At 70.0% G+C, this 26,544-nt stretch carries 19 protein-coding genes and 1 pseudogene; 13 read left to right on the top strand and 7 right to left on the bottom strand.

The window, feature by feature from the left end; all coding sequences use genetic code 11:
- Nucleotides 1–27 precede the first annotated feature (27 nt).
- From HS104_17450 to HS104_17435, 4 genes are read right to left on the bottom strand one after another with little or no spacing between them, the layout of a single operon-like run.
- Entirely contained in the window at nt 28–954 is a 927-nt protein-coding gene (locus HS104_17450) for an NAD-dependent epimerase/dehydratase family protein (GenBank protein ID MBE7481750.1), read from the bottom strand.
- Nucleotides 951–1,796 carry an acyltransferase family protein gene (locus HS104_17445; protein MBE7481749.1) on the bottom strand — a complete coding sequence of 282 codons (846 nt, stop codon included), beginning with the start codon at nt 1,794–1,796 and terminating at the stop codon, nt 951–953. Before HS104_17445 ends, HS104_17450 begins: the two co-directional genes overlap by 4 nt.
- Nucleotides 1,797–1,806: 10 nt before the next feature.
- The gene (locus tag HS104_17440; GenBank protein ID MBE7481748.1) at nt 1,807–2,256 is read right to left on the bottom strand and encodes a methylated-DNA--[protein]-cysteine S-methyltransferase; all 450 of its coding nucleotides are present in this window, start codon (nt 2,254–2,256) and stop codon (nt 1,807–1,809) included.
- Nucleotides 2,253–3,698 (bottom strand): DNA-3-methyladenine glycosylase 2 family protein, encoded by a 1,446-nt coding sequence (locus HS104_17435; GenBank protein ID MBE7481747.1) that lies wholly within the window; start codon nt 3,696–3,698, stop codon nt 2,253–2,255. Before HS104_17435 ends, HS104_17440 begins: the two co-directional genes overlap by 4 nt.
- A gap of 79 nt (nt 3,699–3,777) precedes the next feature.
- Here HS104_17435 and HS104_17430 point away from each other — a divergent pair, with 79 nt between their 5' ends.
- The 3 genes from HS104_17430 to HS104_17420 are packed head-to-tail and all read left to right on the top strand — an operon-like array spanning nt 3,778 to nt 8,156.
- A complete protein-coding gene (locus HS104_17430) occupies nt 3,778–4,578 on the top strand; it encodes a hypothetical protein (protein ID MBE7481746.1) in 801 nt (266 codons plus the stop codon).
- Nucleotides 4,579–4,592: 14 nt separating this feature from the next.
- Nucleotides 4,593–6,191, top strand: coding sequence for a CehA/McbA family metallohydrolase (locus HS104_17425; GenBank protein ID MBE7481745.1), 1,599 nt, complete (start codon nt 4,593–4,595; stop codon nt 6,189–6,191).
- Nucleotides 6,192–6,203: 12 nt separating this feature from the next.
- Nucleotides 6,204–8,156 (top strand): sulfatase-like hydrolase/transferase, encoded by a 1,953-nt coding sequence (locus HS104_17420; protein MBE7481744.1) that lies wholly within the window; start codon nt 6,204–6,206, stop codon nt 8,154–8,156.
- Nucleotides 8,157–8,158: 2 nt separating this feature from the next.
- Here HS104_17420 and HS104_17415 read toward each other — a convergent pair whose 3' ends face one another.
- Complete coding sequence (locus tag HS104_17415; protein MBE7481743.1) at nt 8,159–8,476, bottom strand: hypothetical protein; 318 nt, start codon at nt 8,474–8,476, stop codon at nt 8,159–8,161.
- 236 nt (nt 8,477–8,712) lie between these two features.
- On the opposite strand from HS104_17415, the gene HS104_17410 reads away from it, so the two are divergent.
- Together HS104_17410 and HS104_17405 are read left to right on the top strand one after the other, a co-directional pair.
- Nucleotides 8,713–10,278 carry a mechanosensitive ion channel gene (locus tag HS104_17410; GenBank protein MBE7481742.1) on the top strand — a complete coding sequence of 522 codons (1,566 nt, stop codon included), beginning with the start codon at nt 8,713–8,715 and terminating at the stop codon, nt 10,276–10,278.
- 2 nt (nt 10,279–10,280) lie between these two features.
- The gene (locus tag HS104_17405) at nt 10,281–11,351 is read left to right on the top strand and encodes an endonuclease/exonuclease/phosphatase family protein (protein ID MBE7481741.1); all 1,071 of its coding nucleotides are present in this window, start codon (nt 10,281–10,283) and stop codon (nt 11,349–11,351) included.
- Here the strand turns inward: HS104_17405 and HS104_17400 are convergent.
- Nucleotides 11,348–11,851 (bottom strand): FKBP-type peptidyl-prolyl cis-trans isomerase, encoded by a 504-nt coding sequence (locus HS104_17400; GenBank protein MBE7481740.1) that lies wholly within the window; start codon nt 11,849–11,851, stop codon nt 11,348–11,350. The two genes, HS104_17405 and HS104_17400, sit on opposite strands and share 4 nt — an antisense overlap.
- Before the next feature lie 21 nt (nt 11,852–11,872).
- Between HS104_17400 and HS104_17395 the strand changes: the two genes are divergently transcribed.
- Complete coding sequence (locus HS104_17395) at nt 11,873–12,814, top strand: DNA-3-methyladenine glycosylase 2 family protein (GenBank protein ID MBE7481739.1); 942 nt, start codon at nt 11,873–11,875, stop codon at nt 12,812–12,814.
- Between the two features lie 256 nt (nt 12,815–13,070).
- Here the strand turns inward: HS104_17395 and HS104_17390 are convergent, their stop codons facing one another.
- Complete coding sequence (locus HS104_17390) at nt 13,071–13,289, bottom strand: hypothetical protein (GenBank protein MBE7481738.1); 219 nt, start codon at nt 13,287–13,289, stop codon at nt 13,071–13,073.
- Nucleotides 13,290–13,924: 635 nt separating this feature from the next.
- Here HS104_17390 and HS104_17385 point away from each other — a divergent pair.
- The 7 genes and pseudogenes from HS104_17385 (at nt 13,925) to HS104_17355 (ending at nt 26,506) form a co-directional block, all read left to right on the top strand.
- Nucleotides 13,925–14,038 (top strand): annotated as a pseudogene (locus tag HS104_17385) (dicarboxylate/amino acid:cation symporter).
- A gap of 297 nt (nt 14,039–14,335) precedes the next feature.
- Nucleotides 14,336–15,766 carry a hypothetical protein gene (locus tag HS104_17380; protein ID MBE7481737.1) on the top strand — a complete coding sequence of 477 codons (1,431 nt, stop codon included), beginning with the start codon at nt 14,336–14,338 and terminating at the stop codon, nt 15,764–15,766.
- Complete coding sequence (locus HS104_17375) at nt 15,766–17,244, top strand: protein kinase (protein MBE7481736.1); 1,479 nt, start codon at nt 15,766–15,768, stop codon at nt 17,242–17,244. The genes HS104_17380 and HS104_17375 overlap by 1 nt, the downstream gene beginning before the upstream one ends.
- The gene (locus HS104_17370; GenBank protein ID MBE7481735.1) at nt 17,241–18,242 is read left to right on the top strand and encodes a PEGA domain-containing protein; all 1,002 of its coding nucleotides are present in this window, start codon (nt 17,241–17,243) and stop codon (nt 18,240–18,242) included. The genes HS104_17375 and HS104_17370 overlap by 4 nt, the downstream gene beginning before the upstream one ends.
- Nucleotides 18,243–18,247: 5 nt before the next feature.
- Entirely contained in the window at nt 18,248–19,441 is a 1,194-nt protein-coding gene (locus HS104_17365) for a hypothetical protein (GenBank protein ID MBE7481734.1), read from the top strand.
- Between the two features lie 89 nt (nt 19,442–19,530).
- A complete protein-coding gene (gene ftcD / locus HS104_17360; GenBank protein MBE7481733.1) occupies nt 19,531–21,219 on the top strand; it encodes a glutamate formimidoyltransferase in 1,689 nt (562 codons plus the stop codon).
- Nucleotides 21,220–21,454: 235 nt separating this feature from the next.
- Nucleotides 21,455–26,506 carry a VWA domain-containing protein gene (locus tag HS104_17355; GenBank protein MBE7481732.1) on the top strand — a complete coding sequence of 1,684 codons (5,052 nt, stop codon included), beginning with the start codon at nt 21,455–21,457 and terminating at the stop codon, nt 26,504–26,506.
- Nucleotides 26,507–26,544: the final 38 nt, after the last annotated feature.

Here is a 26,544-nt window from a genome sequence, read left to right as displayed (position 1 = left end):
TCCACGTCCGTACGCGTCATCACGGGGTTAGACGCGGCGCGCCCGCATCGAGCGGATGGTCTCCCGCAAATTGTGCCGTGCGGCGAAGCCCGTGGCCTTGGCGAACCGGGTGCCGTCCACGGTGCAGGGGAACTTGAGGAAGTCGAGGGCGCCCTGCGGGATGCGCGCGAAGCCCAGGCGTCCGCGCACCAGCTTGATCACCGGCTCCGGCAGCGGCACGCGGCTCGCGCCGCTCTCCTCCACGACGACGTGCAAGGGCACCTCGCCCGGGCCCGTCACGTTGAACACGCCCCGGAGCCCCGGTTCGAGCGCGTACTCGAAGGCCACCGCGAGGTCGTCTTCGTGCAGCACCTGCTGCACTGGATCGTAGCCGGCCACCGTGAACACCCGCTTGGGCGAGAGGTAGCGAGAGAAGAGCGTGTTCACCGTCGGTCCGAGCACGTTCACGGGGCGGAGCACCACGACCTCCGTCTCCGGGTTCCGCCAGAGCATGGCGCAAGCGAACAGATCCGCGGCGACCAGGTCCTGGATTTCCGGGAAGGTGCGGCCTGCCGTGGGAGGGTGCTCCTCGAGCAGGAACCCTGGGTTGTCCGGCAGGGCGCCGTAGACCGTGTGGCGGCTCGGGAAGACGATCTTCTTCACGCCGGCCGCCATGGCGAGCTCGAACACTCGGGTCGTGCCCTCGAAGTTCACCCGGTAGCGCTCGGCGGCCGAAACGGTGAAGCGCCGCTCCCGGGCCAGGTGCAGCACGGCGTCCGGGTGGACCTTGCGCAAGGTGTCGTCGAAGCCCCGCTTCTTGATGTCGGCGACGTGGGCCACCACGCCTTTGGGCAGGCGCGTGAGCGGGCGCTTGTCCACCGCGTGGACGACGAAGCCCCGGCGCGCCAGGTGGTCCACGGCGAGCTGGCCGATGGAGCCGGCGGCGCCGGTCACGACCACGCTCTGGCCGGTCATCCGAAGAACACCCCGGTTCGGAGGGCGAGCCCCGCGTCGATGAGCTGCTTCACGCGCTCCTCGACCCGGCGCACCTTGGGGATGACCACGTCGTCATCCTCGTCGCCGCGACCGTCGAAGCGCATCGGCTCGCCGAACAGGATGTGGACCTTCGCGGGCAGCGGCAGCGGGAGCAGGGTCGGCGTGAGCGGCGCGTAGGGCACGCCCAGGAGGCGCGCCACCGGCTTCATGCGCGAGAAGCTGGGGCACATCTCCTCGCCGCCGATGAACGCAAAGGGCACGACGGGCGTCTGGGTCTTCATGGCCAGGCGCAAGAACCCTTGGCCGAAGCCCATGATCTTGTAGCGGTCCTTCCAGACCTTCCCGCCACCCCGCTCGCCCTCCGGGAAGACCAACACCGCCGCCTCTTCTTCTTGGAGCAGGCGCTCCGCGTTCTCCGGCAGGCCGATCAGCTGGCCCATGCGCGTCATCAGCATGTTGACGAAGGGCGGCACGGCGAAGAAGCGCTCGATCATCGCGCGCAGGAAGCGCGGCGGCTCGGCGTCCAGGATCATGGCGGCGGCGACCAACATGCCGTCGTACGCGAGCTGCGCGCTGTGGTTGCCGATCAGGAGCACGCGCCCGGGCGGAACGTGCTCGATGCCATGCACCTCGACACGGAAGTAGTTGCGGTACAGAAAGCGCACGAACGCGAAGGCGCGCTTGGTCGCGGCCGGCGAGGCGCCCCAGCGGTCGTAGCCGTATTCGTTGACGTTCGGCGCGAGCCGCTCGATGCGCTCGCTGGTCTCGTCATCGACCAGGCGGTCGAGCGCGGCTTCCCAGGCACGGAACGGGCGGGGCACGAGAGGTAGCTTATGCCAGCCGCTCCCGGGCCAAGAGCGCTTCTTTCTGGTGGAGCCCCCAGCGGTAGCCGCGCAGCGCGCCGTTCGAACCGAGCACGCGGTGGCACGGGATCAGAATGGCGATGGGGTTTTGACCGTTGGCAGCCCCGACCGCCCTGGTGGCCGTCGGTCTGCCGATGCGCGCGGCGATTTCGGCGTAGCTCCGGGTCTGGCCGTGGGGAATCTCGGCGAGCGCGCGCCAGACCTGGCGCTGAAAGGCCGTTCCCTCGGGCGCGAGCGGGACATCGAAGCGCTGGCGCGTTCCGGCGAAGTACTCGTGGAGCTCCGCCCCGAGCTGCGCCAAGAGCGGTGTCTGGTGGCTGGCAGTCGAGGCTCCGAAGCGAAGCTCGACCAGGGCGTCGTCGGAGGCGACGAGGGTGAGCGGGCCGATCGGGCTCCGGTACTCGGTCTCGTATCTCATGGGGATGCTCCTTCTGCCCACAGGTGCAAGGTTGCGTAGGCGCGCCACGGTCGCCAGGCCTCCGCGAGGGCGAGGGCCGCGGCCTTCGACTTCGTGCCGAGCGCCTTCTGCACGCCGAGATCGGTGGCTGGAAAGGCGTCCGGCCACGAGAGCGTGCGCATCGCGACGTACTGCGTGGTCCAGTCGCCGAAGCCGGGTAGCTCGCCGAGCGCGCGCAACGTCGGCTCGAGCGCGGCGCCGGGCGAGAGCTCGAGCCCGGCCTCTACGGCGCGGGCCAGCTCCATCAGCGCACGGGCTCGCGCCCCGGGCATGCCCAGCGCAGCGAGCTCCGAGACGCGAGCGCGCGCCAGCACCCCGGAGCTCGGGAAGACGCGACGGAGCTCGGGGAATGGTGTCTCGACGCGCGGACCGAAGCGCTCGACGAGGCGCCCGGCCACCGTGGTCGCACCCTTCACGCTGACCTGTTGCCCGAGCACCGCGCGCACGGCGGTCTCGAATCCGTCGAATGCCCCGGGTACCCGCCGGCCCGGCGTGCGCTTCACGTACCGGGACAGTCGCGGGTCGCGGACCAGGCGTCGATCGATCTCCTCCGGCTTGGCGTCCAGATCGAACAGGCGGCGCAGACCCGCCACCACAGCCGGCAGCTTGTCGGCGAGCGAGAGCGACACCTCGGCCGAGAGGGCCGGTCGGGTCGGATCGCGCTCCACGGAGAGCCAGCCGGTTCGGTCACCGATGCGTACGACCCGGCGATAGCGCTCTCCCTCGACAAACTCGACGCCCGGGAGGGCCCGCGCCGCCAAGAAGCCCAGGTGCGAGGTGAAGGCCAGCGGCGGGCGGTAATCGAGGCGCAGGCGCACCGAGCCCGCCCCGGCCGCGCTGCTCTCTGGGCCGCGGCGCAGCGCCGAGGGTGGCTTGCCGAAGCGCCCGCGGAACGCCGAGTTGAAGCGGCGCACGCTGCCGAAGCCGGCCGCCAAGGCGATCTCGGTCATGCCGAGGGACGAGTCGTGGAGCAGGCGCTTGGCCAAGGCGAGGCGCTGAGTCTGGGCGAGCTCGACGGGCGAGAGCCCCAGTGCGTCCACCAGCGCGCGATGCAGGTGCCGCTCGCTGACGCCGAGCGAGCGTGCGAGCTCTTCGACGCTCTGTTCGTTCAGCGCGCCGGCGTCGATCTTGCGCAAGGCGGCGCGCACGAGCTGCGGCACGGCGTCCACCGGGGCCGAGCCCGGTGCCAGCTCCGGGCGGCAGCGGAAGCAGGCGCGAAAGCCCGCTCGCTCGGCGTGCGCCGCGCTCCCGAAGAACACGCAGCGGCTCCTACCCGGCGTGCGCGCGGGGCACACCGGCCTACAGTAGACACCCGTGGTCGTGACCCCGACGAAGAAGACTCCGTCCAGGCGACAATCGCGGCTGGCGAGCGCGCTGTAGCAGGCGTCGTCGTCGAGCGTCATGCGCTTGGAGATAGCGCGTGGCGTGGAAGCCGTCTGGCCATTTTCGGACGCGACGGCCACTGTGCTACTCTTTCTACGAGTGCGCGCTGTATCGGCAACCTGGGGCTTGCTCCTGCTCACGGTGGCGTGCGGCGTCGAGGAGACCGGCGGCGCAGTGGCGAGCGGTGGCGCCGGTGGTACGGCAGGCGCCTCGGGCAGCGGCGCTACGGGCGGCGTCCCCTCCGTCGGGGGCTTCCCCGGCACCGGGGGCAGCGCCGGGGTCAGCGGCAGCGCTACCGGTGGCGCGAGTGGCAGCGGCGGGGGAGCGGGCGCGGACGGCGGCGGCAGCGGCGGCAGCGCGGCCACCGGCGGCACCGCGGGGACCACCAGCGGCGGCGGCACAGGGGGCACCTTCATCGACTCTGGGGTCTGTCAGCCCGCCGAGGTCGCCACGGCGTGCGAATCGGGAAACGTCCCGGGCTGCTCGTCCACGTGCGCCGGCGCCAACGGCTGCAGCTCGGTGTGCCAAGGCAACGAGTGCATCACGATGTGCACCGCGGCGGACGCCTGCAAGAACAAGACAATCACGTGCTCACCCGGTCAGATCTGCAAGGTCGAGTGCAACGCGAACGGCGCCTGCGAGGGCGCCACCATCAACTGCGGCGACGCCACCGAGTGCAAGATCCAGTGCAAGGGGGATCACGCCTGCAAGAACGCGAACATCACCTGCGGCAAGGGCCCTTGTACCTTGTCCTGCGAGGGCCACGACCACGCTTGCGGCGAGAACACCAAGCTCAAGTGCGGCTCGCAGGCCTGCAACGTGCTCTGCAACGGCTTCAAGGGTCCGGTCATCGACTGCGGCGTCGCCCCTTGCTCGGGCTGCCCGGCCGCCTGCCCTTGAGGTAAGCTGCGCGGATGCGAGCAGCTCTCGGATTCGCTTCGCTCGGCTGCGCCCTGGTGCTCTCGACCCCCGCGCTCGCCGCCGAGACGGTGCTCGACCTCTCGGGCAACGTCCCGGACGATCAGCTCCGGCACTTCTTCGTGGAGTTCGACGTGCCCGCGGGCATCAAGGAGATCGAGATCGCCCACGACGACCTCTCTCCCGACAACATCCTGGACTGGGGCCTGGTGGACGAAATGGGCGGCTTCCGCGGCTGGGGCGGCGGCAACACGGAGAACGCCGTGGTCGGCGAGCAGGCGGCGTCGCGCTCGTACCTGCCGGGCCCGATCGCCGCGGGGAAGTGGAAGGTCGTGGTCGGCAAGGCGCTGGTGAAGGTGAAGCCGGCGAGCTTCAGCCTGAAGGTCACGCTGCGCGACGTGCCCACGCTGCCCGCGCAGACCAACCGAGTGCCGTATTCCGCGCCGGCTCCGCTCTCGACCGAGACGCGCTGGTACGCCGGCGACTTCCACGTGCACTCCATGGAGAGCGGGGACGCGGAGCCGCCGCTCGACGCCATCGCTGCCTTCGCCAAGGGCCGCGGCCTCGACTTCGTGCTGGTCAGCGACCACAACACCGTGTCGCAGCTCGACTTCTACGCCGAGGCGCAGAAGAAGCACTCGGACTTCTTGTTCTTGCCCGGCGTCGAGTTCACGACCTACTGGGGTCACGCGAACGCCATCGGCTCCACCAAATACGTGGACGACAAGACGGAGCTGCCAGGGAACTCCATCGGCGCGGCGGTCCAGGCCTTCCAGGCCCAGGGCGCGCTGTTCTCGATCAACCACCCGACGCTGGCCCTGGGCGACGCCTGCCTCGGCTGCGCCTGGGAGCACGACTTGCCCGTGGACCAGATCGACGCGGTGGAGATCGGCACCGGGAAGTTCGGAATCCTGACCGACAGCGCCATCGGGTTCTGGGACGATCTGTGCGCCAAGGGACGCCACCTGGCCGCGCTCGGCGGCAGCGACGACCACAAGGCAGGCGTGAACGAGACCCCCACGCAGAGCCCCATCGGCAACCCGACCACCATGGTCTACGCCAAGGCGCTCAGCGTGCAGGGCATCATCGACGCGGTGAAGTCCGGGCGCACCGTCGTCAAGCTGAAGAGCCCCGACGATCCCATGGTCGAGCTCGCCTCCAGCGTGGCGCCCAGCGGTGACACCATCGCGGCGCCGAAGAGCGAGCTCTCGGCCACCATCACCGGGGGCGTGGGGTACACGGCGCGCTTCGTGAAGAACGGCGCCCCCGAGCCCGAGGTGGAGGTGGACTCCGATCCTTTCGTGCTGAAGCTGCCGGTGACCGCGCCCGCCTCCGGCGAGGATCGCTACCGCGTCGAGGTGCTCGAGGGCGGCGCCCGCCGCACCGTGACCAGCCACCTGTGGCTGAAGCTCGGCGCCGCCGGGGACGGCGGCGTCGGCGGTAGCGCCGGCGGCGGGGGCTCCGGTCCCGGCGCGGCCGACGAGTCGGACGACGGCGGCTGTGGCTGCGCGGCGCCGCGGAGCTCGCCGTTCGCGTGGGCGGCGCTCGCGCTCGGCGCGCTCGGCGCGCTCGCGCTCCGGCGTAGCAGGAGCTAGAACCACGGCGTCTTGCGGATCCCTGCGCGGCGCAGTGCCCACCGGACGCGGCGACGCCTGCTCGCAGCCGGCGTCCTCGTGCTGCCTGGTGTGTCGCTGCTGGCGCTGGACTTCGCGCGGCGCCCGGGCTTCCTGAGCGGGCTCCGAGGTGTCGAGCTCTGGACGTACCTCGGGACGAGCGCGGGGGCCGCGCTGCTCTGGGCATCGCTGCTCGTGGTCGCCGCCGGTCGGCGCGGTCGGGCACGCCGAGTCGGCGCGTGGGTGTTCACGCTCCTGTTCAGCCTCGCGTTCGCCGTTCAGCACGCCTTCCTCAGCCGCTATCGCGTCTACGTCAACATCGAGCCCTTGATCTTCGTCGAGCCGATCCCGCTCGGCGTGCTCGCGGCGCTGCCGCTCGGGAGCTCGCTCCTGCTGCCGTTGCTCGGGCTCGGCGTGCTCGCCGCGCTCGCGCTGGTGTGGCTCGCGCGCAGGACCCTGCGTCCGTCCCGCGGCTGGCGCACGCGGGCGCCGGCGCTGGCGTCGGTCGCCGTGGTCGCCGCGTTCGCCGCGCCGGTGAGCCCGCCGGTTCCGCGGCAGGCCGCCGCCCCCGAGCTCATGTACCTCCACGGCGTCGCCGTGCTGGTGAACGACCGGCTCAGGCGCCAGGTCCGGGACGTGAAGCCGACCATCGTCCGGGTGCAGCGTCGCACTCCGGAGGCGGTCCCGCCGCTGAACGCCACCCCACCGTCCAAGCGCAACGTCATCCTGCTCTTGCAGGAGGCTCAGCGGGCGGACGTGACCTGCATCGCTTACGCGCCGGACTGCGCGCTGGCCACCCGCGCGACGAATCGGCTCACGCCGGGGCGCTTGCCGTTCCATCAGGTCCGGGCCGCCGGCTCGTCCACGGCGGTGGCGGTCGCGGTGCTCTGGTCCGGCATCGACCCGACGGAGACCTTCGAGCGGCTGCACTCCGCTCCGCTGCTCTGGGAGTACGCGCGCGCCGCGGGGTACGACGGCGCCTACTGGACCAGTCAGAACCTGATGTTCGGCAACGCCCGGCTCTGGGTGCAGGACCTGCCGCTCACCTCGTTCGCCACCGGCACGGACATCGATCCGCACTGCGACACCCTGACCGGTGCCGACGATCAGAAGCTGGTCGATCACGTCATTGCCGAGCTGCCGAAGCTGACGGAGCCCTACTTCGCCGTCGTACACTTCTCCAACATCCATCGGCCGCGGGTCGTCGATCCGAACCACGCGCCGTTCCAGCCCACGAACCTGGAGGACAAGGGGCCCGGGGGCCGGATGCGCAACAACCACTACAAGAATGCGGTCTACCTGTCGGACCTCGCGGTCGCGCGCCTCGTGGAGCACGTCCGCTCCACGGAGGCCGGCAAGCGCACGGTGCTCTTCTACACCGCCGACCACGGCGAGGCGTACGGCGAGCACCGGAACGAGAACGACCACTCATCGACGGTGTTCGACGAGGAGATCCGCGTGCCGCAGTGGATCGACGCGCCCGGGGGGACGCTCTCGGAACGGGAGATCTCCGGCTACCGGCAGAACGAGGAAGCGCTGATCAGCCAGTACGATCAGGCCGCGACCTTGCTCGACCTGCTCGGGGTCTGGGACGATCCGGCGCTCGGGCCGTTTCGCCAGCGCATGCTGGGAACGACCGCCGCGAGGCCCATCCCCGAGCGCCCCCTGCCGCTCACGAACGTGTCGTGGGTGTGGGAGTACCACCGACCCAACTGGGGCATGATGCTCGGTCCGTTGAAGGTGCTCGCCCAGATCGAGGATCCCGAGTACCAGTGCTTCGACGTGCTGAAGGACCCGGCGGAGAAGCACGACCTGGGTGCCGCGGCGTGCGCCGGGCTGATCGCGGAGGCGAATCGCACGTTCGGCATGCTGCCGAAGGACATGCGCCGCCTGCGCGATCGACCGGACTTCGGACGCTCGGGCGAACGCGGTGCCGGACCGCGCTGAGCTCAGGCCGCGGAGTCGAAGGACGGCGGCAGGATCAGCGGCAGGCCCGCCAGCGCGCAGTCGGCCACGAGCACGCCCAGGTGGTACGAGCGCTCGTGGCCCGTGCGCTCCGTGAGCTCGTCGGCCGCGCTCTTGAGCTCGGACAGGGTGGGCACCTGCGCGGCCATCGGTTGCACGCGGCAGCGAGCGCGGGCCAGGCGGTAGGCCGCGAGGGCGAGGTTGCCGCTGTCCGCCAAGAGCGCGCGATACGCGGAGGCGTCCTCTGCGAAGTGGCGCAGCCACTCGCCGGGGCGCTCGGTCTCGTCGTTCTTGCGGATCATGTTCGTCGTCTCCGGTCTCGAAACGGGCCCGTGGGGGCGCGCTTACATGACGCTTTGATGCAACCGGCGGGCCCGACCTTGGGCACGGCGCGTCAGCGGGCTGGCCTCGGGGTTTTTCTCGCAGAGTCTGCGGGTCGGCATTTATTCCCGCGCTGCACTCGGCGGTCTCCCCGGATCGGGAAGTCATGGGCTCATGCGCGGAAAAGTCCCACATGGTGGGCTATCATCGCCGAGCCATGGGCTGGCTGACCGACATCCTCGCCGAAGCCCAGAGCGCTGGCACGCTCTGGCTGTTCGTGATCGTCGTGCTGAACGCGGCGCTGGGGCGGCCGAAGCAGACCGGTCGCCGCATCGTCGTCGCGCCGCTCGTGCTCTTCGGCCTGCACCTGGTGCTCTTGCCGGTGGCCGGCTTCTTCCGCGGGCGCGGGCTCTCGGCGCCGGGCTACACCGAGAGTCGGCTGCCGCTCCTGATCTTCGCGGCGCTGACGGCCGTGACAGCGGTCGGTTCGCTGCTCTTCACCGTGGTCTTCCCGCGGCTGCGCATCAGCGTGCCTCGCATTCTGCAAGACGTGCTGATCGGCGCCGCCGCCGTCATCGGGGTGTTCACCGTCGCCTCCCGCACCGGCATCAACCTCTCGGGCCTAATCGCCACGAGCGCCGTGCTCACGGCGGTCATCGGTCTGTCGCTTCAGGACACCCTCGGCAACATCCTGAGCGGGCTCGCCCTCCAGACGGACGACAGCGTGCACGTGGGCGACTGGATCAAGATCGGGGACGTGTCGGGTCGCGTAGTTGAGATCCGCTGGCGTTACACCGCCATCGAGACCCGCAACTGGGAGACGGTGATCTTCCCGAACTCGCAGCTGGTGAAGGGCCAGGTCATGGTGCTGGGGCGGCGCCAGGGTCAACCCGTGCAGTGGCGGCGCTGGGTGTGGTTCAACGTGGACTATCGCTTCCCGCCGTCGGACGTCATCGCCGCGGTGACGGACGCGCTGCGCTCGGCGCCCTTCGACAACGTCGCTGCCGAGCCGCCGCCGAACTGCATCCTGATGGACTTCCACGAGAGCTACGGCCGCTACGCCGTGCGCTACTGGCTCACCGACCTGGCCGCGGACGACCCCACGGACAGCGCGGTGAGGACGCGGGTGTACTTCGCGCTGAAGCGCGCGGATCTGCCGCTGTCGATCCCCGCCCACGCCATCTTCATGACGGAGCAGACGGCGGAGCGGCGCGAGGAGAAGTCGAGCGCGGAGCTGGAGCGAAGGCTCCAGATGCTGTCGCGCATCGCGTTGTTCTCCAAGCTGTCGAGCGAAGAGCGCGAGGCGCTGGCCGGGGCGCTGCTCTACGCGCCCTTCGCCGCCGGCGAGACCATGACCAAGCAAGGCGCCGACGCGCACTGGCTGTACATCATTGCGAGCGGCGAGACGAGCGTGCGGGTGAAGATCGAGGGCGAGGGCGAGAAGGAGGTCGCCCGGCTGCGCGCCGGCGACTTCTTCGGGGAACGCTCGCTCCTCACCGGCGAGCCGCGTTCGGCCACGGTCGTGGCGGTCACTTCGGTCGAGTGCTGGCGGCTCGACAAGTCGGCTTTCCAGGAGCTGATGAACCGCCGCCCCGAGATCGCCGAAGAAGCAGCGGAGGTGCTGGCAGTGCGCCAGACGGAGCTCCTGCGCGTGCGCGAGAACCTGAGCGCCGAAGCGGCCTCGCGCCGCACGGCCGAGGCCAAGACGGATCTGGTGGACAAGATCCGCCGCTTCTTCCGCGTGGACAGCGAGTCGCTTCCGCCGGGGTCGAAGAAGGGCTGAGCGTGAGAGCCGGCGCCTGGCTCCCGCTCTGCCTCGGCCTCTGGGCCTGCGGCTCCGAGTCGGCGGAGACGCCCGCGGAAGATGCCTGCCCGAACGTCGCGGCGACGCCGAAGGACGCAGCGTTCACGCGCATCCAAGACGCGCACGCCCAGGACGACCCGACGCTGACGCGGCTCTGCCAGGAGGGGGCAAAGCCGCCGGCCGAGCTCGCCAATCCCTGGGATCTGCACTGCGACATCGCTTCGGGGAGGAGGGCTCAGGTGGACGAGGACGCGCCGCCACCCGAGCGCCTGCGCATCGTCGAGTGGAACATCCACTTCGGAACCGAGCTGGCGAAGGTGCAGGCGCTGCTCTCGCAGCACCCCGTTCTGTCCACGGCGGACGTGCTGCTCCTGGTCGAGGTGGACCGCGGCTGCGATCGCTCGGGGAAGCTCGACGTCGCGCGGGAGCTCGGCTCGAGCTTGGGTATGGACTGGGTGTTCGGGGTGGAGTTCGTCGAGCACGCGCAAGGCGGCTGCGAAGAGGGTAACGCCATCCTGTCGAAGCGGGCGCTGGGTAACCCCGTGCACCGGTTCCACGACGTGGGCGACGTCGCGCGGGGCGAGCTCCACGCGCCTTACGACTGGTCCCTGGACGCCGACGAGCCGCGCACCGGCCGCCGCTCGTTCGTCGGCGCCGATCTGCGCTTCGGGAAGGGGTTGCTCCACGTGGTGTCGGCGCACCTGGAGAACCGCTCCGACGCGCCCGAGCGCGCCGGACAGGTCGGCGAGATCGTGGCGCTGCTCGGCGCGCTGCCGCGCCGAGAGGCCTGCGTGGCGGGGGACTTCAACGTGTTCCCGAACATCGGCAGCGCCGTGGTGGACCAGCCCTTGTTCGACGTGATGAGCGCGTCGTGCTTCGAGAACCCGCACGGCGACATGCCGGACGCGGAGCGCCGGACCCGCCCCAACCTCAACTACCAGATCGACTTCACCTACCTGCGCGGGCTGAAGGTCCTCGGGCGCGGCGTGGTCAACGATCTCGCCGACGTGCCCAGCGACCACTACCCGGTCTGGGTGGACGTGGCGCCCTAGCGCACCTCGAGCAGTTCGACCTCGAAGATCAGCGTCGCGTTCGCTGGGATCTTCGCCATCGCGCGCTCGCCGTAGCCGAGCTCGGGGGGAATGGTGAGCCGGCGCACTCCGCCGACCTTCATGCCGGCGACGCCCTCTTCGAAACCCTTGATCAGGTGACCCTTGCCCAGCTCGGCCTCGAAGGGTGTGCCGCGCTCGCGCGTCGAGTCGAACACCGTGCCGTCCTCCAGCGTCCCGACGTAGTGCAGGCGCACGCGTTTGCCGGGCTCCGCCATGACACCGGAGCCGAGCGTGAGCTCCTCGACCTGGAGGCCGCTCGGGGTCGTGCGTGCGGCGGAGCGTTCCGGAGCCGGCAGGTCGTCGTCCGCCGAAGCGTTCGTCGGCTCCGGCACGACCAGCGTCGGCGCGGGCGCGGGGGCCGGTGGCGCGGGGCTCGCCGGGTTGGCGGGGCTCGTCGCGCAGCCCGCGAGCAGGAGAGCCAGCACGAAGGTCCTCGCCATGCGCCGCGAGCTTAGCGCGGTATGCTGCCGCGGGTGGGCCAAACGCGGCTGATCCACCCCGAGCTGCCGGTCGATCTCGATCTGACCCTGGGGCTCTTCGTCCGCGGTCGCCACGATCGCTGCACGCGGCGCGACGCCACGGGGGCGTGGTGGCGTGCGCTGCGCACGCCGGAGGGCCCCGCGACGCTGCGGCTCTCCCGCGACGGCGCGGCGGTGCGCGCCGAGAGTTGGGGACCGGGGAGCGACTGGGCGCTGGAGAGCGCGCCGGAGCTGGTGGGAGCCAGCGATCGGCTCGACGGCTTCGCGCCCGTCGGCTTGGTCGCCGAGCTGGCGCGGCGCTTGCCCGGGCTCAGGGTGCCGCGCGCGCGCACGGTGTTCCAGTGTCTGCTCCTGCCCATCCTGGAGCAGAAGGTGACGGGCAGCGAAGCCTGGCAGAGCTACACGGCGCTTCAGCGCGCGCTGGGTGAGCCGGCGCCCGGACCTTTGGAGCTGCTCCTGCCGCCCGACCCGAAGGCCGTCGCCACGTTGCCGTCGTTCGAGTACCGCGCTCTCGGAATCGAGGGCAAGCGCGCCGACACGCTGGTCGCCGCGGCGAAGCGCGCGCGGCGGTTGGAGGAGCTGCCGGCGATGGAGCTCCCCGCCGCCCACCAGCGCCTTCGGGCCATCGCCGGCATCGGCCCCTGGACGAGCGCCGAGGTGGCGCGCGTCGCCCTGGGCGACGCCGACGCGGTCTCGATCGGCGACTACAACCTGCCGAGCTTGGTCGCCTACAACCTGCTCGGAGAGGAGCGGGCCGACGACGCGCGGCTGCTCGAGCTGCTCGAGCCGTTCGCGGGTCACCGCGGTCGCGTCTGCCTCCTGCTCATGCTCGGCGGGCGCAGCGTGCCCAGGCGCGGGCCGCGCTTGGCGGCGCGACCCTTCGCCCGCGAGCGGCGAGGGGCTGGCCGGAGGCCCGCGAGCTGAGGGGGACGATTCTTCGGGGCCGGTCACCAGCACGGCTCGAACGGCGCGCTGATTTGCCTGTGGTCATCTGCAGCGCCCCGCCGGTTGCCATTCTCGGCAGTCGGCATGTAGCGTGGTCGCGTGGGACACTCGGGCGGGAGCGGACCGCGTTGGTTGGGCGCGTGCGGGACCTGCGCGTAGGCCTCCTGTCCGGGTGAGATTGCTGCTTGCGTTCCGCCGCCCTGAGCTCACGCCCCCGATCCGACCGTCCGCTCACTCACTTGCACTCGTACTGGCCTTCCCAATCGCCGGTGCAGCTCGCCTTGCAGTCCGTCTGGCAAGCGTCCGCGCTCTTGCTGCCGAGCGTCGTCGGAGAGCCGCCCGCGCAAGTGCACGAGCACGAGCAGGTCGTGTCCTCACCGTCGTCACCGCCGCACGCCGAAAGAAGCAGAAGCACGAACGACGCGAGCACCGAGCCCCGGATGATGTTCTTCACGATGACGACCCTCCACCTAGGGAGCGCGACCCCGCTCCAATCAGAGACCCTAGCACCGAGGCGCCCTCTTTCGCCAGCGGCGGGACATGACTTCCATCAGGCCCGGCGTCTTGCCACGCGCGGCATCCGCATGTAGCGTTGATCGCGTGGGACACTCGGGCGGGCGCGGACCGCGTTGGTTGGGCGTATTGGGAGTGTCGGTGTTCGTCGCGGTCGCCTGCGGCTCCGACGACGGCGACTCGAGCGGGCAGAGCACCCGGTTCTTCGGTGGCCACACCGGCGCGGCCGGGTCGGGCGGTAGTGCGGGCGACGCGGCCGTCACCTGCAACGGCACGGAGTGTCCGCCGCCGCCATCGGCCGCAGCCGGGCTCGCCGAGCCGTGCTGCCAGACCAGCAACGCGTGCGGCTACAAGATCCCGTCCCTCGGACAAGAGTGCTACGCGCCCACGGATGCTGACGCGACGACGACGGACACGGACTGCCCCAACGTGACCTGGCAGGGCAAGACGCTCCCCGGCTGTTGCTTGCCCGATGGCAAGACCTGCGGCGCGGTGGAGAACGTGGTCGGAACGGGCTGTCTGGACGCGACGCTCTTCGGCGTGAGCCCGACCGTCGACTGCGACGGTAATCCGGTCGGTACCGGCGGCACGGGCGGCGGCGGCGGCACGGGCGGCGGTGGCACGGGTGGCGGCGGCACGGGCGGCGGCGGGACCGGCGGCGGTGGCACCGGCGGCGGCGACGGGGGCAGCTGTCAGTCGTGCAGCCTTGCAGCGGGCACGACAACTGGCGATCCAACGAAGATCTGCGCCGGGGCCGAGGCGGGCAAGTGGTCCGCGTTGAAGACCTGCGCGGGGTGCGGCGGAGAGATCGGGTGCGTAAACGAGTGCTTTGCCAGCTTGTGCTCGGACAAGCCGCTCAAGGGAGCGAACACCTGCATCAACTGCCTGATCACGAAATGCAACAACGTGCTCAACGCCTGTTGGCCCCAAGGCTGAGCTCGCGCAGCGCCCTTGTTTCATCGCGCTTCGGGGTCTAGGCTTGGACGTGTGACCTCTCCGGGCGGGTGCGGATCGCGGTGGCTCGGCGTCCCGCGCCTGCTGCTCGCGACGCTCTGTCTCGCCGCCGTCGCGGGTTGCTCGGAGGAAGAAGAAGAGCCCGGCCAGATGGTCGTGAGCGTCCATGCCGACATGGCGATCCCGAAGGACTTCGAGTCGTTCGGGATCGAGGTCCTGTCCGGCGGTGAGCAGAAGCGATTTCCCGACCCGGTGGAGATCGGCCCGGGCCCCTCTCAGATCCGCCTCCCGGCGACGCTCACGCTGGTCGGCAACTCGGATCCATCGACCACCGCCACGGTGACCGTCATCGCCTATGCGAACGGCAAGCCCGTGACATTGAGCCGCGTGGTCACGCAGGTGCCCCCGGCCAAGCTCTCGCTCTTGCGCCTGCCCGTGCAGTGGCTGTGCAAGGGCAAGGTCAGCGGACCGGTGGAGCTACCGATCTCGACGTGCCCCGAAGGGCAGAGCTGCGTCAACGGAGACTGCATCGACGACGGCGACCATCCGCTCACCGGCTATGGCACCGGTGATGTCTACGGCGGTGGGGACGGCAAGAACCAGAGCGGCACCTGCTTCGACACGGTGACCTGCCTCGATCAAGGCTTCGACGTGAGCGTCGACCAGAAGGACTGCTCGATCGCGGCGCCCGCGAGCGACCCCGATCAGGTCAACGTCGGGCTCGTCACGGAGCTGGGAAGCGACGGCATCTGCGGGCGCAAGGACTGCTACGTCCCCATCGACAAGAGCGACGTGTTCGGGTGGTCCGTCACTGCCGGCCGCATCCAGCTGCCCATGGAAGCCTGCACGCGCCTGAAGGACGGAAACGTGACGGCGGTGCGGCTCGCCACGGGCCCGTGCCAGACGAAGACCGTCCAAGTGCCGACCTGCGGACCGTGGTCCAGCGTCGGCGGCTACAACGAGCAGAGCTCGGCCGAGTGCGAGGCGCTGTGCGCGCTGGTGTCGGCGTCCGGGTGCGTGGACGACAACAAAGCTCGCTGCTTCTCCCGTTGCTACCCCGCCGCGGGTGTGTGCGACGACATCATCTCCGATTACACGAAGTGCGCGCAGCAGTTTCCGTTCTCGAATTGCCCGGCCGGGTCCAGCGAAACGCGGACCCAGCCCCACCCGCAGTGCACCCTCCAGTCGGAGCGCTTCCAGGTCTGCCGCAAGTGCGCGCGGGCCGGGCGAGACGAGTGCGACTACTGCACGTGCAGCTCGTGTGAGAAGGAGTACACGGCGTGTGACGCGGACCCCGCGTGCTCGCAGATCCTCGCGTGTGCCGAGGAGAGAGGCTGCCGCGGCAAGGCCTGCGACACGATCTGCGCGGACGCCATCGGCAAATACTCGGCCGGGGTCGGCCTCTTCGCCGCCATCGACGCCTGCCGCGCGGGCGGGTGTCAGGGCAAGTGTGGGGGGGCCTGATGAGCGGCGACGCCGATCCCCAGCCCAGCATCGCGGCGCCGGTACGGCCGGGCGATGTGCTCGCCAAGAAGTACCGCATCACGCGCGTGCTCGGCGCTGGCGGCATGGGCGTCGTGGTCGCAGCCGAAGACGTCGAGCTCGATCGCGCCGTGGCTGTGAAGTTTCTCTCTCCGGAGGGCGCGGCGAACCCGAACATCGTGGCGCGCTTCAAGCGAGAGGCCCGCGCCGCGGTGAAGATCACGAGCGAGCACGTGGCCAAGGTGATCGAGGTCGGGCAGCTCGACGGCGGCGAGCCGTACATCGTAATGGAGCTGCTCGAGGGTTCCGATCTGGCCGACCGCGTCGCCGCGGGCCCGCTGCCTGTCGAAGACGCGCTCGACTACGTGCTCCAGGCCTGCGAGGCCATCGCGGAGGCGCACTCGAAGGGCATCGTCCACCGCGACCTGAAGCCGGCGAATCTCTTCCTCACCAAGCGCGCCGACGGCTCGCCCTGCGTCAAGGTGCTCGATTTCGGCATTTCCAGCATGAGCGGGCCGAACGCTCCGGACCACGCGCTCACACGCACCGGCGCCATCATGGGCTCTCCGTTCTACATGTCGCCGGAGCAGGCGAAGTCCGCCCGCACTGCCGACGGCAGGAGCGACATCTGGTCGCTCGGCGCGGTGCTGTTCGAGCTGCTCGCCGGAAGGCCGCCGTTCCTCGGCGAGACCATGGGCGAGCTCATCGCCGCCATCCTGACCGAAGAGCCGAAGCCCCTCCGCGCGCTGCGACCCGACGCGCCTGAAGGCCTCGAGGCGGTCGTCGTACGTTGTCTCGCCAAGGAGCCGGCCGCGCGCTACGCGACCGTGGGCGAGCTGGCCAAGGCGCTCGCTCCGTTCGCGCCCGAGCGGGCGCGCCTCTCGATTACCCGGGCAGCCGCCGTCTCCGCGGGGCCGGACAGCGCCGTGACCGCGGACACCGTGCCGGGCACCGGGACGCTGGTGATGACCGAGACTCCGCAGAAGCCTGCGCAGGGCAGCAACACCGCTGCCGCTTGGTCGGAGACGCGATCGCCGGTCGAGCAGGCTGGCGAGCCCGACCAGCGCAGGCGACCGTTCATCATTGGCGCGGTGGCGCTCGCCGTCGTCGCGGGTGTCTCCGTCGCACTGCTGCGCCCTGGAGGCACCGTGCCGCCGGCTGGGTCGGGCGCCCCGACCGACGGCGTCCCGGCCGCAGCAGTCAGCCCATCGCCGTCCTTGCCGGCGGCGCCGCCCACCGAGGTCGCGACCCCGGCGAGCGCGCTCGTTCCGTCACCGAGCGCCGAGCCCCGAGCGTCCACCGCCAAGCCCGCCTCACCCGCCGCCAAGCCGCTCGCCAAAGCTCCCACCAAGGCCGCCCCAGGTCCCGGCGCCGAGCCCGTGAAGCCGCCGTCCCCCACCCCCAACGCCACGACGCCCGGGAAGCCCAAGGCGCCGCTGGGCATGGAACTCCAAGAATGACCGCGCCGCACCGTCCTGCCTCGAACCGCATCGTGGCCGCCGTGATGGCCGGGCTTCTGGCTTGGACGTCACCCCTGGCCGTCAGGGCGCAGCCGGCCGACGCGCCGCCGGCTCCGAGCACGCCGGCGTCGCTGTCCGAATCGCTCACGGGTGCCGCGAAATCCGCGTTCGACCAGGGGAAGCTGCTGTTCGAGGATGGCGATTTCGCCGGTGCGAAGCTGAAGTTCGACAAGGCGTATCAAGAGTCCAAGGACCCGCGCCTGCTCTGGAACATGGCCGCCTGTGAGAAGGGGCTCAGGAACTACGGCAAGCTCCTGACGCTCCTCGAGCGCTACCTGGGTGAAGGAGACGAGCGCGTCACGGAAGAAGCCCGAGCGCGCGCCATCGAGCTCAGGAAGACCATCAAGGGTTTCGTCAGCGAGCTCACGGTCACGGTCGATCAGCCCGGCGCCAAAGTCAGCATCGACGGCGAGGAGCTGGGCGCCTCGCCGCTGCCTGGCCCCGTGCGCGTCAACCAGACCAGCCGCGTGCTGCGCGTCACCAAGGCCGGCTTCGCTGCCTTCGAGCAGCCGCTGAAGCTCGAAGGCGGTGCCGCGACGAGCGTCAACGTGACGCTGAAGAAAGAGAGCACGCAGGCGCGCTTGCGCGTGACCGCCGGCGAGGGCCAGCGGATCGTGCTCGACGGTCGTGACGTGGGCACCGGCGAGTGGGAGGGGCACCTCAAGCCCGGCTCCCACACCCTGCAGGTGAGCGCGCCAGGCATGCGTACGTTCCGCTCCGAGTTTCTGCTCGAGCCGAATCAGGCCAAGGTCACGCGCGTCTCGCTCGACGCGCTCCCGAAGGACTCGGGGAGCTCGCTGCCCTGGATCCTCGGCGGCGCGGCGCTGCTCGTGGGGCTCGGCGTGGGGGGCTACTTCCTCTTGAAGAAGGACGACGAGAAGAAGGTACCGGACGCGCCCGGGTCCATTCCCCCGGGGCAGGTCTTTCTCTCGTTCTGAGGCGCATGACCAAACGGGACTTCCTCAGCACGCTGCTCTGGGTCGCCGGGCTCGCAGCGCCAGCGCTGGTCTCGTGCTCGGACGACGCCGGTCCGGCAGAGGTGCCGCGGGGCAAGACGTCGTTTGGCGGGAGCTACTCGGGGCCCGTCACTGGCCCGGGGACGGACGCATCGCTACCGGCGCCGCCCGAGGCAGGGACGAGCCCGGATTCGTCCGCTCCCGCGGTGGATTGCGTGGACAGCGGGAGCGCCTGGGATTGCACTTGCGTGCCGGACAGCAAGAAGGCGTGCACGTGTGGGGATGGCGGTCCGCCCGGCACGCAGACTTGTCGGCCCTCCGGCGCCGGCTACAACCCGTGCGATTGCGGTTCGCCGCCCAACGACAAGCTCGGCGCCGCGTGCGTAACGGCCGACGAGTGCGGCGCCGGGTTGATCTGCCTGACCTCGTCATCGACCGCGCTCGATGGACAAGGGCCGCCCGGTGGGCTCTGCACCCGCGAGTGCGCCGCCGACGGCGCGGTGTGCGACAAGGTCAAGCCGGGGGCGAAATGCGTCGGCTTCCCCGACCAGGCTTCGACCACGCGCTACTGCCTGGAAGGCTGCGAGTTCGGCACGCCCGACGCGGCGAGCAAGTGCCACGGCCGCCTCGACATGGGCTGCGGGTCGTACGTGGTCACCGGCGTCGGTGAGGTCGGCAGGCTGTGTTTCCCGACCTGCAACTCCGACGACGATTGCGGCGCAGGCTCGCTCTGCGATCCGGGCACCGGTCGCTGTTTCCAGGGCACCGCGCCGTCCGGCGACCCCGTCGGCGCATCGTGCACCCAGGGCGGCACCAAGACCTGTCGCGGCTACTGCGAGAAGCTGGATTTACCGCTGACCTCGAGCTCGACCCAGCTGTGCGCCGAGCGCTGCACGGCCGGCGCCCTCGCTGCCTCCAAGGTGTCCTGTGGCTGGAAGCTCGGCACCGTCGCGCCGGCGCAGTCCGCCTGCATCTACTACCCGGGGACGAACCTCTCGCCGGGTGCGGGTGACCGCGGCGCCTGCGGGCAGCTCTGCGACTGCAACTCCCAGTGCACGGGTGCCGGGCTCGTGTGCCAGCCGCTGACCGGTGGCCTGGATGCGCTGTTCAAGCGCAAAGGACAGTGCTCGCCTCCGACGGCGGTCGATGGCGGCGCCGTCGGGATCCCCACCTGCACCTGAGCGCGCTTTCTGCTGTCTTGCTGCGCCGGATCACCTCGGGCCGCCGCCATCTGGAGCCGACGACGTGGATGCGTTAGGACGGGCCACCCATGACGCAGCCCATCATCGAGTGTGTTCCCAACTTCAGCGAGGGTCGTGACGCCGCGGTGATCGAGGACATCACCGGCGCCATCGCCGCCGTTCCGGGCGCGTGGTTGCTCGACGTCGATCCGGGCAAGGCGACCAACCGCACCGTGGTCACGCTGGTGGGCGCGCCGGACGCCGTGCTCGACGCGGCGGTGGCCGGGGCGAAGCGCGCGGCGGAGCTCATCGACATGCGCAAGCACCGCGGGGAGCACCCGCGTTTCGGCGCGCTCGACGTCTGCCCGCTGGTGCCGGTAGCGGGCATCAGCATGGCGGAGACCGTGGTGCTCGCGCGCCGGCTCGCCGAGCGTCTGGCCGAGGAGGTGGGCCTGACCGTCTACTGCTACGAGCAGGCCGCGTTCCGCGAGGAGCGGCGCAACCTGGCCCAGGTGCGCGAGGGCGAATACGAGGCGCTGGCGGCTCGCCTGGCCCGGCCCGAGCACAAGCCCGACTTCGGCCCCGCCGCCTTCAACGCGAAGAGCGGCGCGACGGCGGTCGGCGCCCGCGACTTCCTGGTGGCCTACAACGTGAACCTGAACACGACCTCGACCCGGCGCGCCAACGCCATCGCCTTCGACGTGCGCGAGAAGGGCCGCGAGCGTCTGGATCCGAAGACGATGAAGCCGGTGCGCGACGCGCAGGGCGACGCCATCTGGGATCCGGGCTCGCTCCGGGCGGTCAAGGGGATCGGCTGGTTCATCGAGGAGCTGGGCATCGCGCAGGTGTCCCTGAACCTCACGGACATCGGCGTCACGCCGGTGCACGTGGCGTTCGACGAGGTGTGCCGGCGCGCCGAGGCGCGAGGGGTGCGAGTGACCGGCTCGGAGCTGGTCGGCGTGATCCCCATGCGGGCGATGCTGGACGCCGGCCGCTACTTCCTGCAGAAGCAGCAGCGCTCGCTCGGGGTCTCGGACGCCGAGCTGATCAAGATCGCCATCAAGTCGCTGGGGCTGAACGACCTGTACCCGTTCGAGCCCGAGAAGAAGATCGTGGAGCTGGCCATCGCGGCGCGGCAGGGCAGCCCCGCGCGACGCCTGGTCGATCGCACGCTGCAGGGCTTCGTCGAGGAGACCGCCAGCGAGTCTCCGGCCCCCGGCGGCGGCTCGGTGGCGGCCGCGCTCGGCGCCCTCGGCGCAGCGCTCGGCACCATGGTGGCGAACCTGTCCGCGCACAAGCGCGGCTGGGACGCGCGCTGGGAGGAGTTCTCGGGCTGGGCGGAGCGCGGCAAGGCCCACTCCGTCCGCCTGCTCGAGCTGGTGGACGAGGACACGCGGGCCTTCAACGCGGTGATGGACTGCTTCGGTATGCCCAAGGGGACCGAGACCGAAAAGGCCGAGCGCAAGCGCGCCATCGAGCGCGCGACCCTGAACGCCATCCAGGTCCCGCTCTCGGTCATGCGCGAGGCGCTGGCTGCGATGGAGGTGATCGGGAAGATGGCCGAGATCGGCAACCCCGCTTCGGTGTCGGATGCCGGCGTGGGCGCGCTCTGCGCGCGCTCCGCCGTGATGGGCGCGCACCTCAACGTGAAGATCAACGCGAGCGGCGTCTCGGACAAGGCCACGCTCGGCCCGCTCTTGAGCGAGGCGCTGGAGATCGAGCGACGCGCGTGCGAGGCGGAGCGCGCCATCCTCGCCGCGGTCGAAGCCAAGCTCTGAAGAGCTGTCCAGAATTCACCCTGGACAGCTCTTCAGGAGCGACAGAGGCGCGCCCGCGTGGAGTGGGCCCCAACGAATTCACTTCTTGGGGCGGCGGGGGGGCTGAACCCGATGCGAACAGTCTTCCCAGGCGACCGCGGTGATGCGCGAAACACTTACATTGACCACGGGGGAACTTCGTGAAGAATCGACAACGATGGGGGCGCGTTTGCGCTTCCGTTGGAGGGAGCCATGCATGAGCCGCAGAGCCGCAGAGCCGCAGAATGGCCGATGGGTCCTCGCCGCCGTCATCTCTCTGATGGTGGCGCTCGCGCCTTCTCGCGCTCTCGGGCAGGTCAACGTCGCGCTGAGTTACTGCGCGCCTGATCTCGGCCACGGCTGCGACGGCCAGAGTCCCAGCAACTGCCCTCAGTTGCTCAAGGGGTACAAGGGCACCGGCACGGCGAACAGCCCGAGCGCGCGCAAGCTCAGGGTAGTCCTCGCGTACTACGTCGGCTCGACCGCGAACAAGGCCACGGAAATCGCGGCGACCGACCGAATCGAGATCTGCCGCGTCAAGTCCATCAATGAGGTCGAATGTCCGGGTGCGGTGCCTTGGCTCGTCTACGACAAGAACGTGCCGGGGACGAGCATCGACGCGAACACCGTTGCTCAGGGCTTCACGCTTGCAGGTCCACAGCCCCCTCGTCTGATCCCCATCGACTGGGCGAGCCCGGCTGAGGCGGAGACTCATCTGATGGTGAGAGTGAACGGCGGTAGCACCGTACTTGGCGACATCGGAGCGCACGGAGTGTGCGCGAGCTGGAGGCAGCTTGCCGCCGACCCACCGGGCGGCAGGTTTCACGTGTTCGGCGTGAACCCGACGACTCTGCCTTCTCTCCACGCGTGCACGGAGGGGTCGAAGCTCGATTGGAGGGGTGGGCTCCTGGGACACGTTCCGCAGCGCAACGCGTGCTTGTCGCCGGAGATAGCTGACTACGTCAGGCAGGCGTTCGGAACGATCGACGTCGCACAGCGGGATCGCATCCAGAGCGGGTTGGCGCCGCCGAACCTGGGCAATCCTTCGGAAACGGACGCCAAGGCCGCCTGGTTCAACGGCCGCGACGCTGCCGGCGTGGCGTTGCCCACCCGATTGCTGCTCGGACCGAACCCGGCGGGTGGACAGTTCGATTGGGGCGCGCTCCGCATCAACGTCGATGCCATCCGCAACATCCAGCCGGGGCTCTTGCCGCACCAGTCCCTCCCGGGAGCGGCGATCGACGCGCTGGACCTCAGCACCCACGAGTACTTCCACGCCCTGCAGGTCGCGTGGGGGCGAGAGGTCCCGACCAGCAACGTCCACATCAACGGCTTCATCAGCGAGGGGCTCACCTCGTCCGTCGAGCACAACCTCTGCCTCGCCGGCTTCCCCGGCGCGAGTGGCTACCCAGCGACGGACGTCCGCCGTACTTGTGTCTCGGCGGGGAAGTTGGAGACGAAGCCGAAATCCCGGGGGCCTTACACCAGCGACGAGCTGTTCACGATCCCCGCGCTGGACATGCTGAAACGCGAGTACGAGTCGGCGCTGTTCTGGCGGTACCTGCAGGAGCAGTTCTCCTATCCGCTCAAGTCGAACCCGCACCCATCCGGACTCCAATCTGGTCTCCCGCGACTGGATGACGTGCTTTCGCAGCGGCCATCTGACGAGGGGATGGACCTTGTCGGCCAGATGTTCCTCGGTTTCGCGGAGCCGGCCTCCGCCACGCTTTCGACACCCACGGCCATCAACAAGGTTCTCACCAGTCGCCTGGGCCGGAGCCTCAGCGACGCCATGTTCGACTTTCATACCGCCTTGGTGCTCAAGGAGTACACGGACACCGACCCGCGCTGGCGCTTCGAGTGGACGCACGGCTACGGGTACCACAGCGCCATCCCGCTCTCGGACGGTAAGCCGTTCACGATCGGTCCGCAGCTCACGAACAACACGTGCGACGTTGCCCTCAACGACCCCTGCGACAATTTGCCACGAGCGTTCCGAATCATCGACACCTGGCAGCCCGGGCCGACGAAGAAGGAGCTCCCGGCGGGTGCCGGCGTCTCGAGCGTTCAGCCGGCCGGCGTCGGCGCGCGCGGTGCCGCGTTCTTGTCGGTGCGACCTGCGCCAGGTTGGGTCGGCAAGAAGCTCTACTTCCGCGCGGAAGTGCTCCCGAAGTCCAACGGGCCTCGCATCCGGGTGTTTCGAATCGACCGCCAGTCGTCCACCCAGCTCGTCCCCAAGCCGGTTTGTCAGCTCGGCTCGGACGGCGAGTGCCCGGGGGTGCAGCTCTCGACCGGCTCGCTCTTCTTCGGCGTCCCGGTGCCGATCGGGGCGAGCACGGAGGAAGTCGTCGCGGTGGTCAGCGGCGGCGCAGGTGCGTCGAATTTCACCTGGTCGTTCGGCCCGGTCTCGGAGCAGCTCGCCATCGTCGATCCCGTTCAGGCGACTCCGGCGTTCGCGGGCAACAAGTTCGCGCGCAAGAAGTTCCTGGTGAAGCTGAGCTACCGCGACGCCGAGAACCACCCCATCCCGCTGCAGAACGTGTCGCCCGATGCGTACGACGTCAGGGTGCCGAACTGCGCGGCGGCTGGAACGACCGGCTGCAAGCTCGAGCCGTGGATCGACTTCTATCCGTTTCCGCTGACGGGCGGTAATCTGCTGATGGTCACGTCGCTGCCGGCGGCGTTCTACCCGGCAGTCGCGAGCGAGCTGGACCTCCAAGTCTCCATCAACGGCACGACGGCGTCGGCGCCCGGAGCGATCAAGACCGGGCTCGGGTCGGAGGCCGTCGTGTTGGCCCTCGACCGGAGCGGCAGCATGCTCGGCGATCGACTCGAAGCGGCCAAGGTCGCTGCGCAGGTTCTGGTCGACTCCTTCGCCCCCGCGAGCGGATTCCCGACCACTTCCGCGGGCGTCGTCACGTACGGAAATGACGCCACCACGCTGCCGATCGGGCCGAGTGGCATGGAGTTCGTCGGGGTGGGCAACGTGACCGCGATCAAGTCGGAGATCGGGAAGGTCTCCGCGTTTGGCGCGACCAGCATCGGCGACGGGCTGCTCGAGGCACAGTCCTTGTTGGCGGTCCGCTACGACCCGCCCGCGACGCTGACTGCGGACCGCCACCTGATCGTCGTGCTGTCTGACGGCAAGAACTCCGCTGCCGCCGATCCAGCTGCATACTACCTCGCAGCCGAACCACCCACGGGCGACGGCAACGGTCCGTGGCCGAGTCTCCCCCTGGGCAGGAAGCCGCGCGGCGGAGTGCCCGGCCTCCGGCTCCCCGTCGTTTCGAGCATCGCCTTCGGACAGGACGCTGACCTCTCTGAGCTCGATCACCTGGCGCGGCTCACCAACGGTACCCTGGTGTACGCGCCGAATCCACCAGCGTCGCTGGCACTGGCGACCCTCGATGTGTCCGACGCGATGCTCTCCGCCTACGGAACCAGTTCCCGTTTCGAGAGGGTCGTCGGACGGCGTGCAGTTGGAGGGGCGGCTCCGGTCGTTTTTCCCGTCGACGCGGGCGCGCACGAGCTGCGGGTCACCGTGGTCTCGACGGAAGCCGAGGTCGCCAAGGGCAAGCTCGTCGCGCCGTCCGGCAACGAGTACCTCCCGCTGCTGGTGAATTCGGCCGAGTCCACGGCGACCTACCGCATCCCGGATCCGGAAGCGGGGCCGTGGATGGCCTTCACTCGGCCGGGGGCGGAGACGTCGGAGGCGAACGTGCTGGTCGAAGCCAGCCTCGACGCCGAGGCGCAGATGTTTGCGACCGTGGACGTGGGAGACGTTCTTCCCCTCGGTCAGACGCTCGGAGCCGGTGAGCTCACCGCATGGGTGGGCTCCGACGTGGCGCTGCGCGCCGTGGTCATCGACCAATCGCCGCTCACTCGCTGTGTCGTCGATGCGACGGTGACCCTCCCCGACGAAGTGACGCGTATCGCGCTGCGCCTCCACGACGACGGCAAGCACGAAGATGGCCGTGTCGGAGATGGCATCTTCGGAGTGCCGTTCCACCAGACCAGCCTCCCGGGCATGTACGCAGTTCGGCTCTTCGCCACCTGCGCCGTAGAGCCGGGCGACGCGCGAGTCGTTCGGGAGAGGCAGCAGGCGTTCGTGCTGGCGCCGCTGCCGGATCTCGACGCCGACGGCCTCCCGGATCGCTGGCAGCTCCGCTACGGGCCAGCGGTGGAAGCGGACTCGGACGTGGACCGGGATGGCCTGACCGCGGCCGGCGAGTTCCAGGCCGCAACGAACCCGCTCCTGAGCGACACCGATGGAGGCGGTGAAGCGGACGGCTCCGAGGTCGCCGGGGGGAGAGATCCGCGCGATCCGTCCGACGACGCGATAGACTCGCCGGTCATTGACCCACGAGCAGGGAACGGGGTGGTGTTCCTTCCCGCGGGTATGGGCGCCGCGGAGACCGTCCTCGTCGTTGAGCGTGCCGGGGACGAGCAAGGGCCCTTCGTTCCGGTCCTCGGCGCTCGAGATGGCGAATCGCCTTTCTTGGTCGTCCCGGCACCGAACGGCCAGCGCGTGTGCCATCGGATGCGCGCCGAGCGCGGTCCCGTGATCAGCGGCTGGTCGGACGTCGAGTGCGCGACGCCCAACGTCGATCCCGTCCCGCCAGTCGTGCGTGTCACCAGTGGCTTGGTGGTGTCTAGGAGCCGCGACGTGAGCTTGGAGCTCGAGTTCGAGGATCCCAGCTTGCCCACCCACGTCCACCCGACCGTCGAGCTCGGAACCGTGGTCTCCGGCGTGGTCGAGCTGCGCTACTCGTTTGCCGGCGCACCCATCGAGAGCGTGGCGTGGCAATCGGTCGTAGCCCAATTGGACCTCCGCCTACCAGACGTCCCGGCAGGAGAGATCCACGTCCAGGTGCGCGACCTCGCCGGGAACGTCAGCAAGGTGGCGAGGGTCGGGTTCCGCCGGTTGCTCGACACCCGAGTCGATCAGGCCATCGCTGCCGAAGAACGCGCCGAAGACCAGCTGGACGCGGGCGATCTGGGCACGGCCAAAGCGGAGATCGTGGCCTCGCTCCTGAAGCTCGACGAAGCCGTGCTGGCGTCCCTCGCCCGTCTGTCCCAGTCGAAAGGCGCGAACCTGGACGAAGTGCACGTGCTCACGAAGTTGGTGAGGGTGAAGGCGCTGAAGCTGACGTGTGTTGCGCTGCTGAAAGCAAAGACCCTTCACCTCGCGAACCAGCGGCTCCAAGAAGCGCTCTCACTCGAGCTCGAGCTTGCTGAGTTTGCCGGGGAGCGGGGGTTGCGACTGTGAGACGTTGGGCGTGTCTCGGCACCGCAACCGCGCTCGCG

This window comes from Polyangiaceae bacterium, assembly GCA_015075635.1.
Classification (GTDB): Bacteria; Myxococcota_A; Polyangia; order Polyangiales; family Polyangiaceae; genus JADJKB01.
This window is presented reverse-complemented; position numbering and strand designations above follow the sequence as displayed.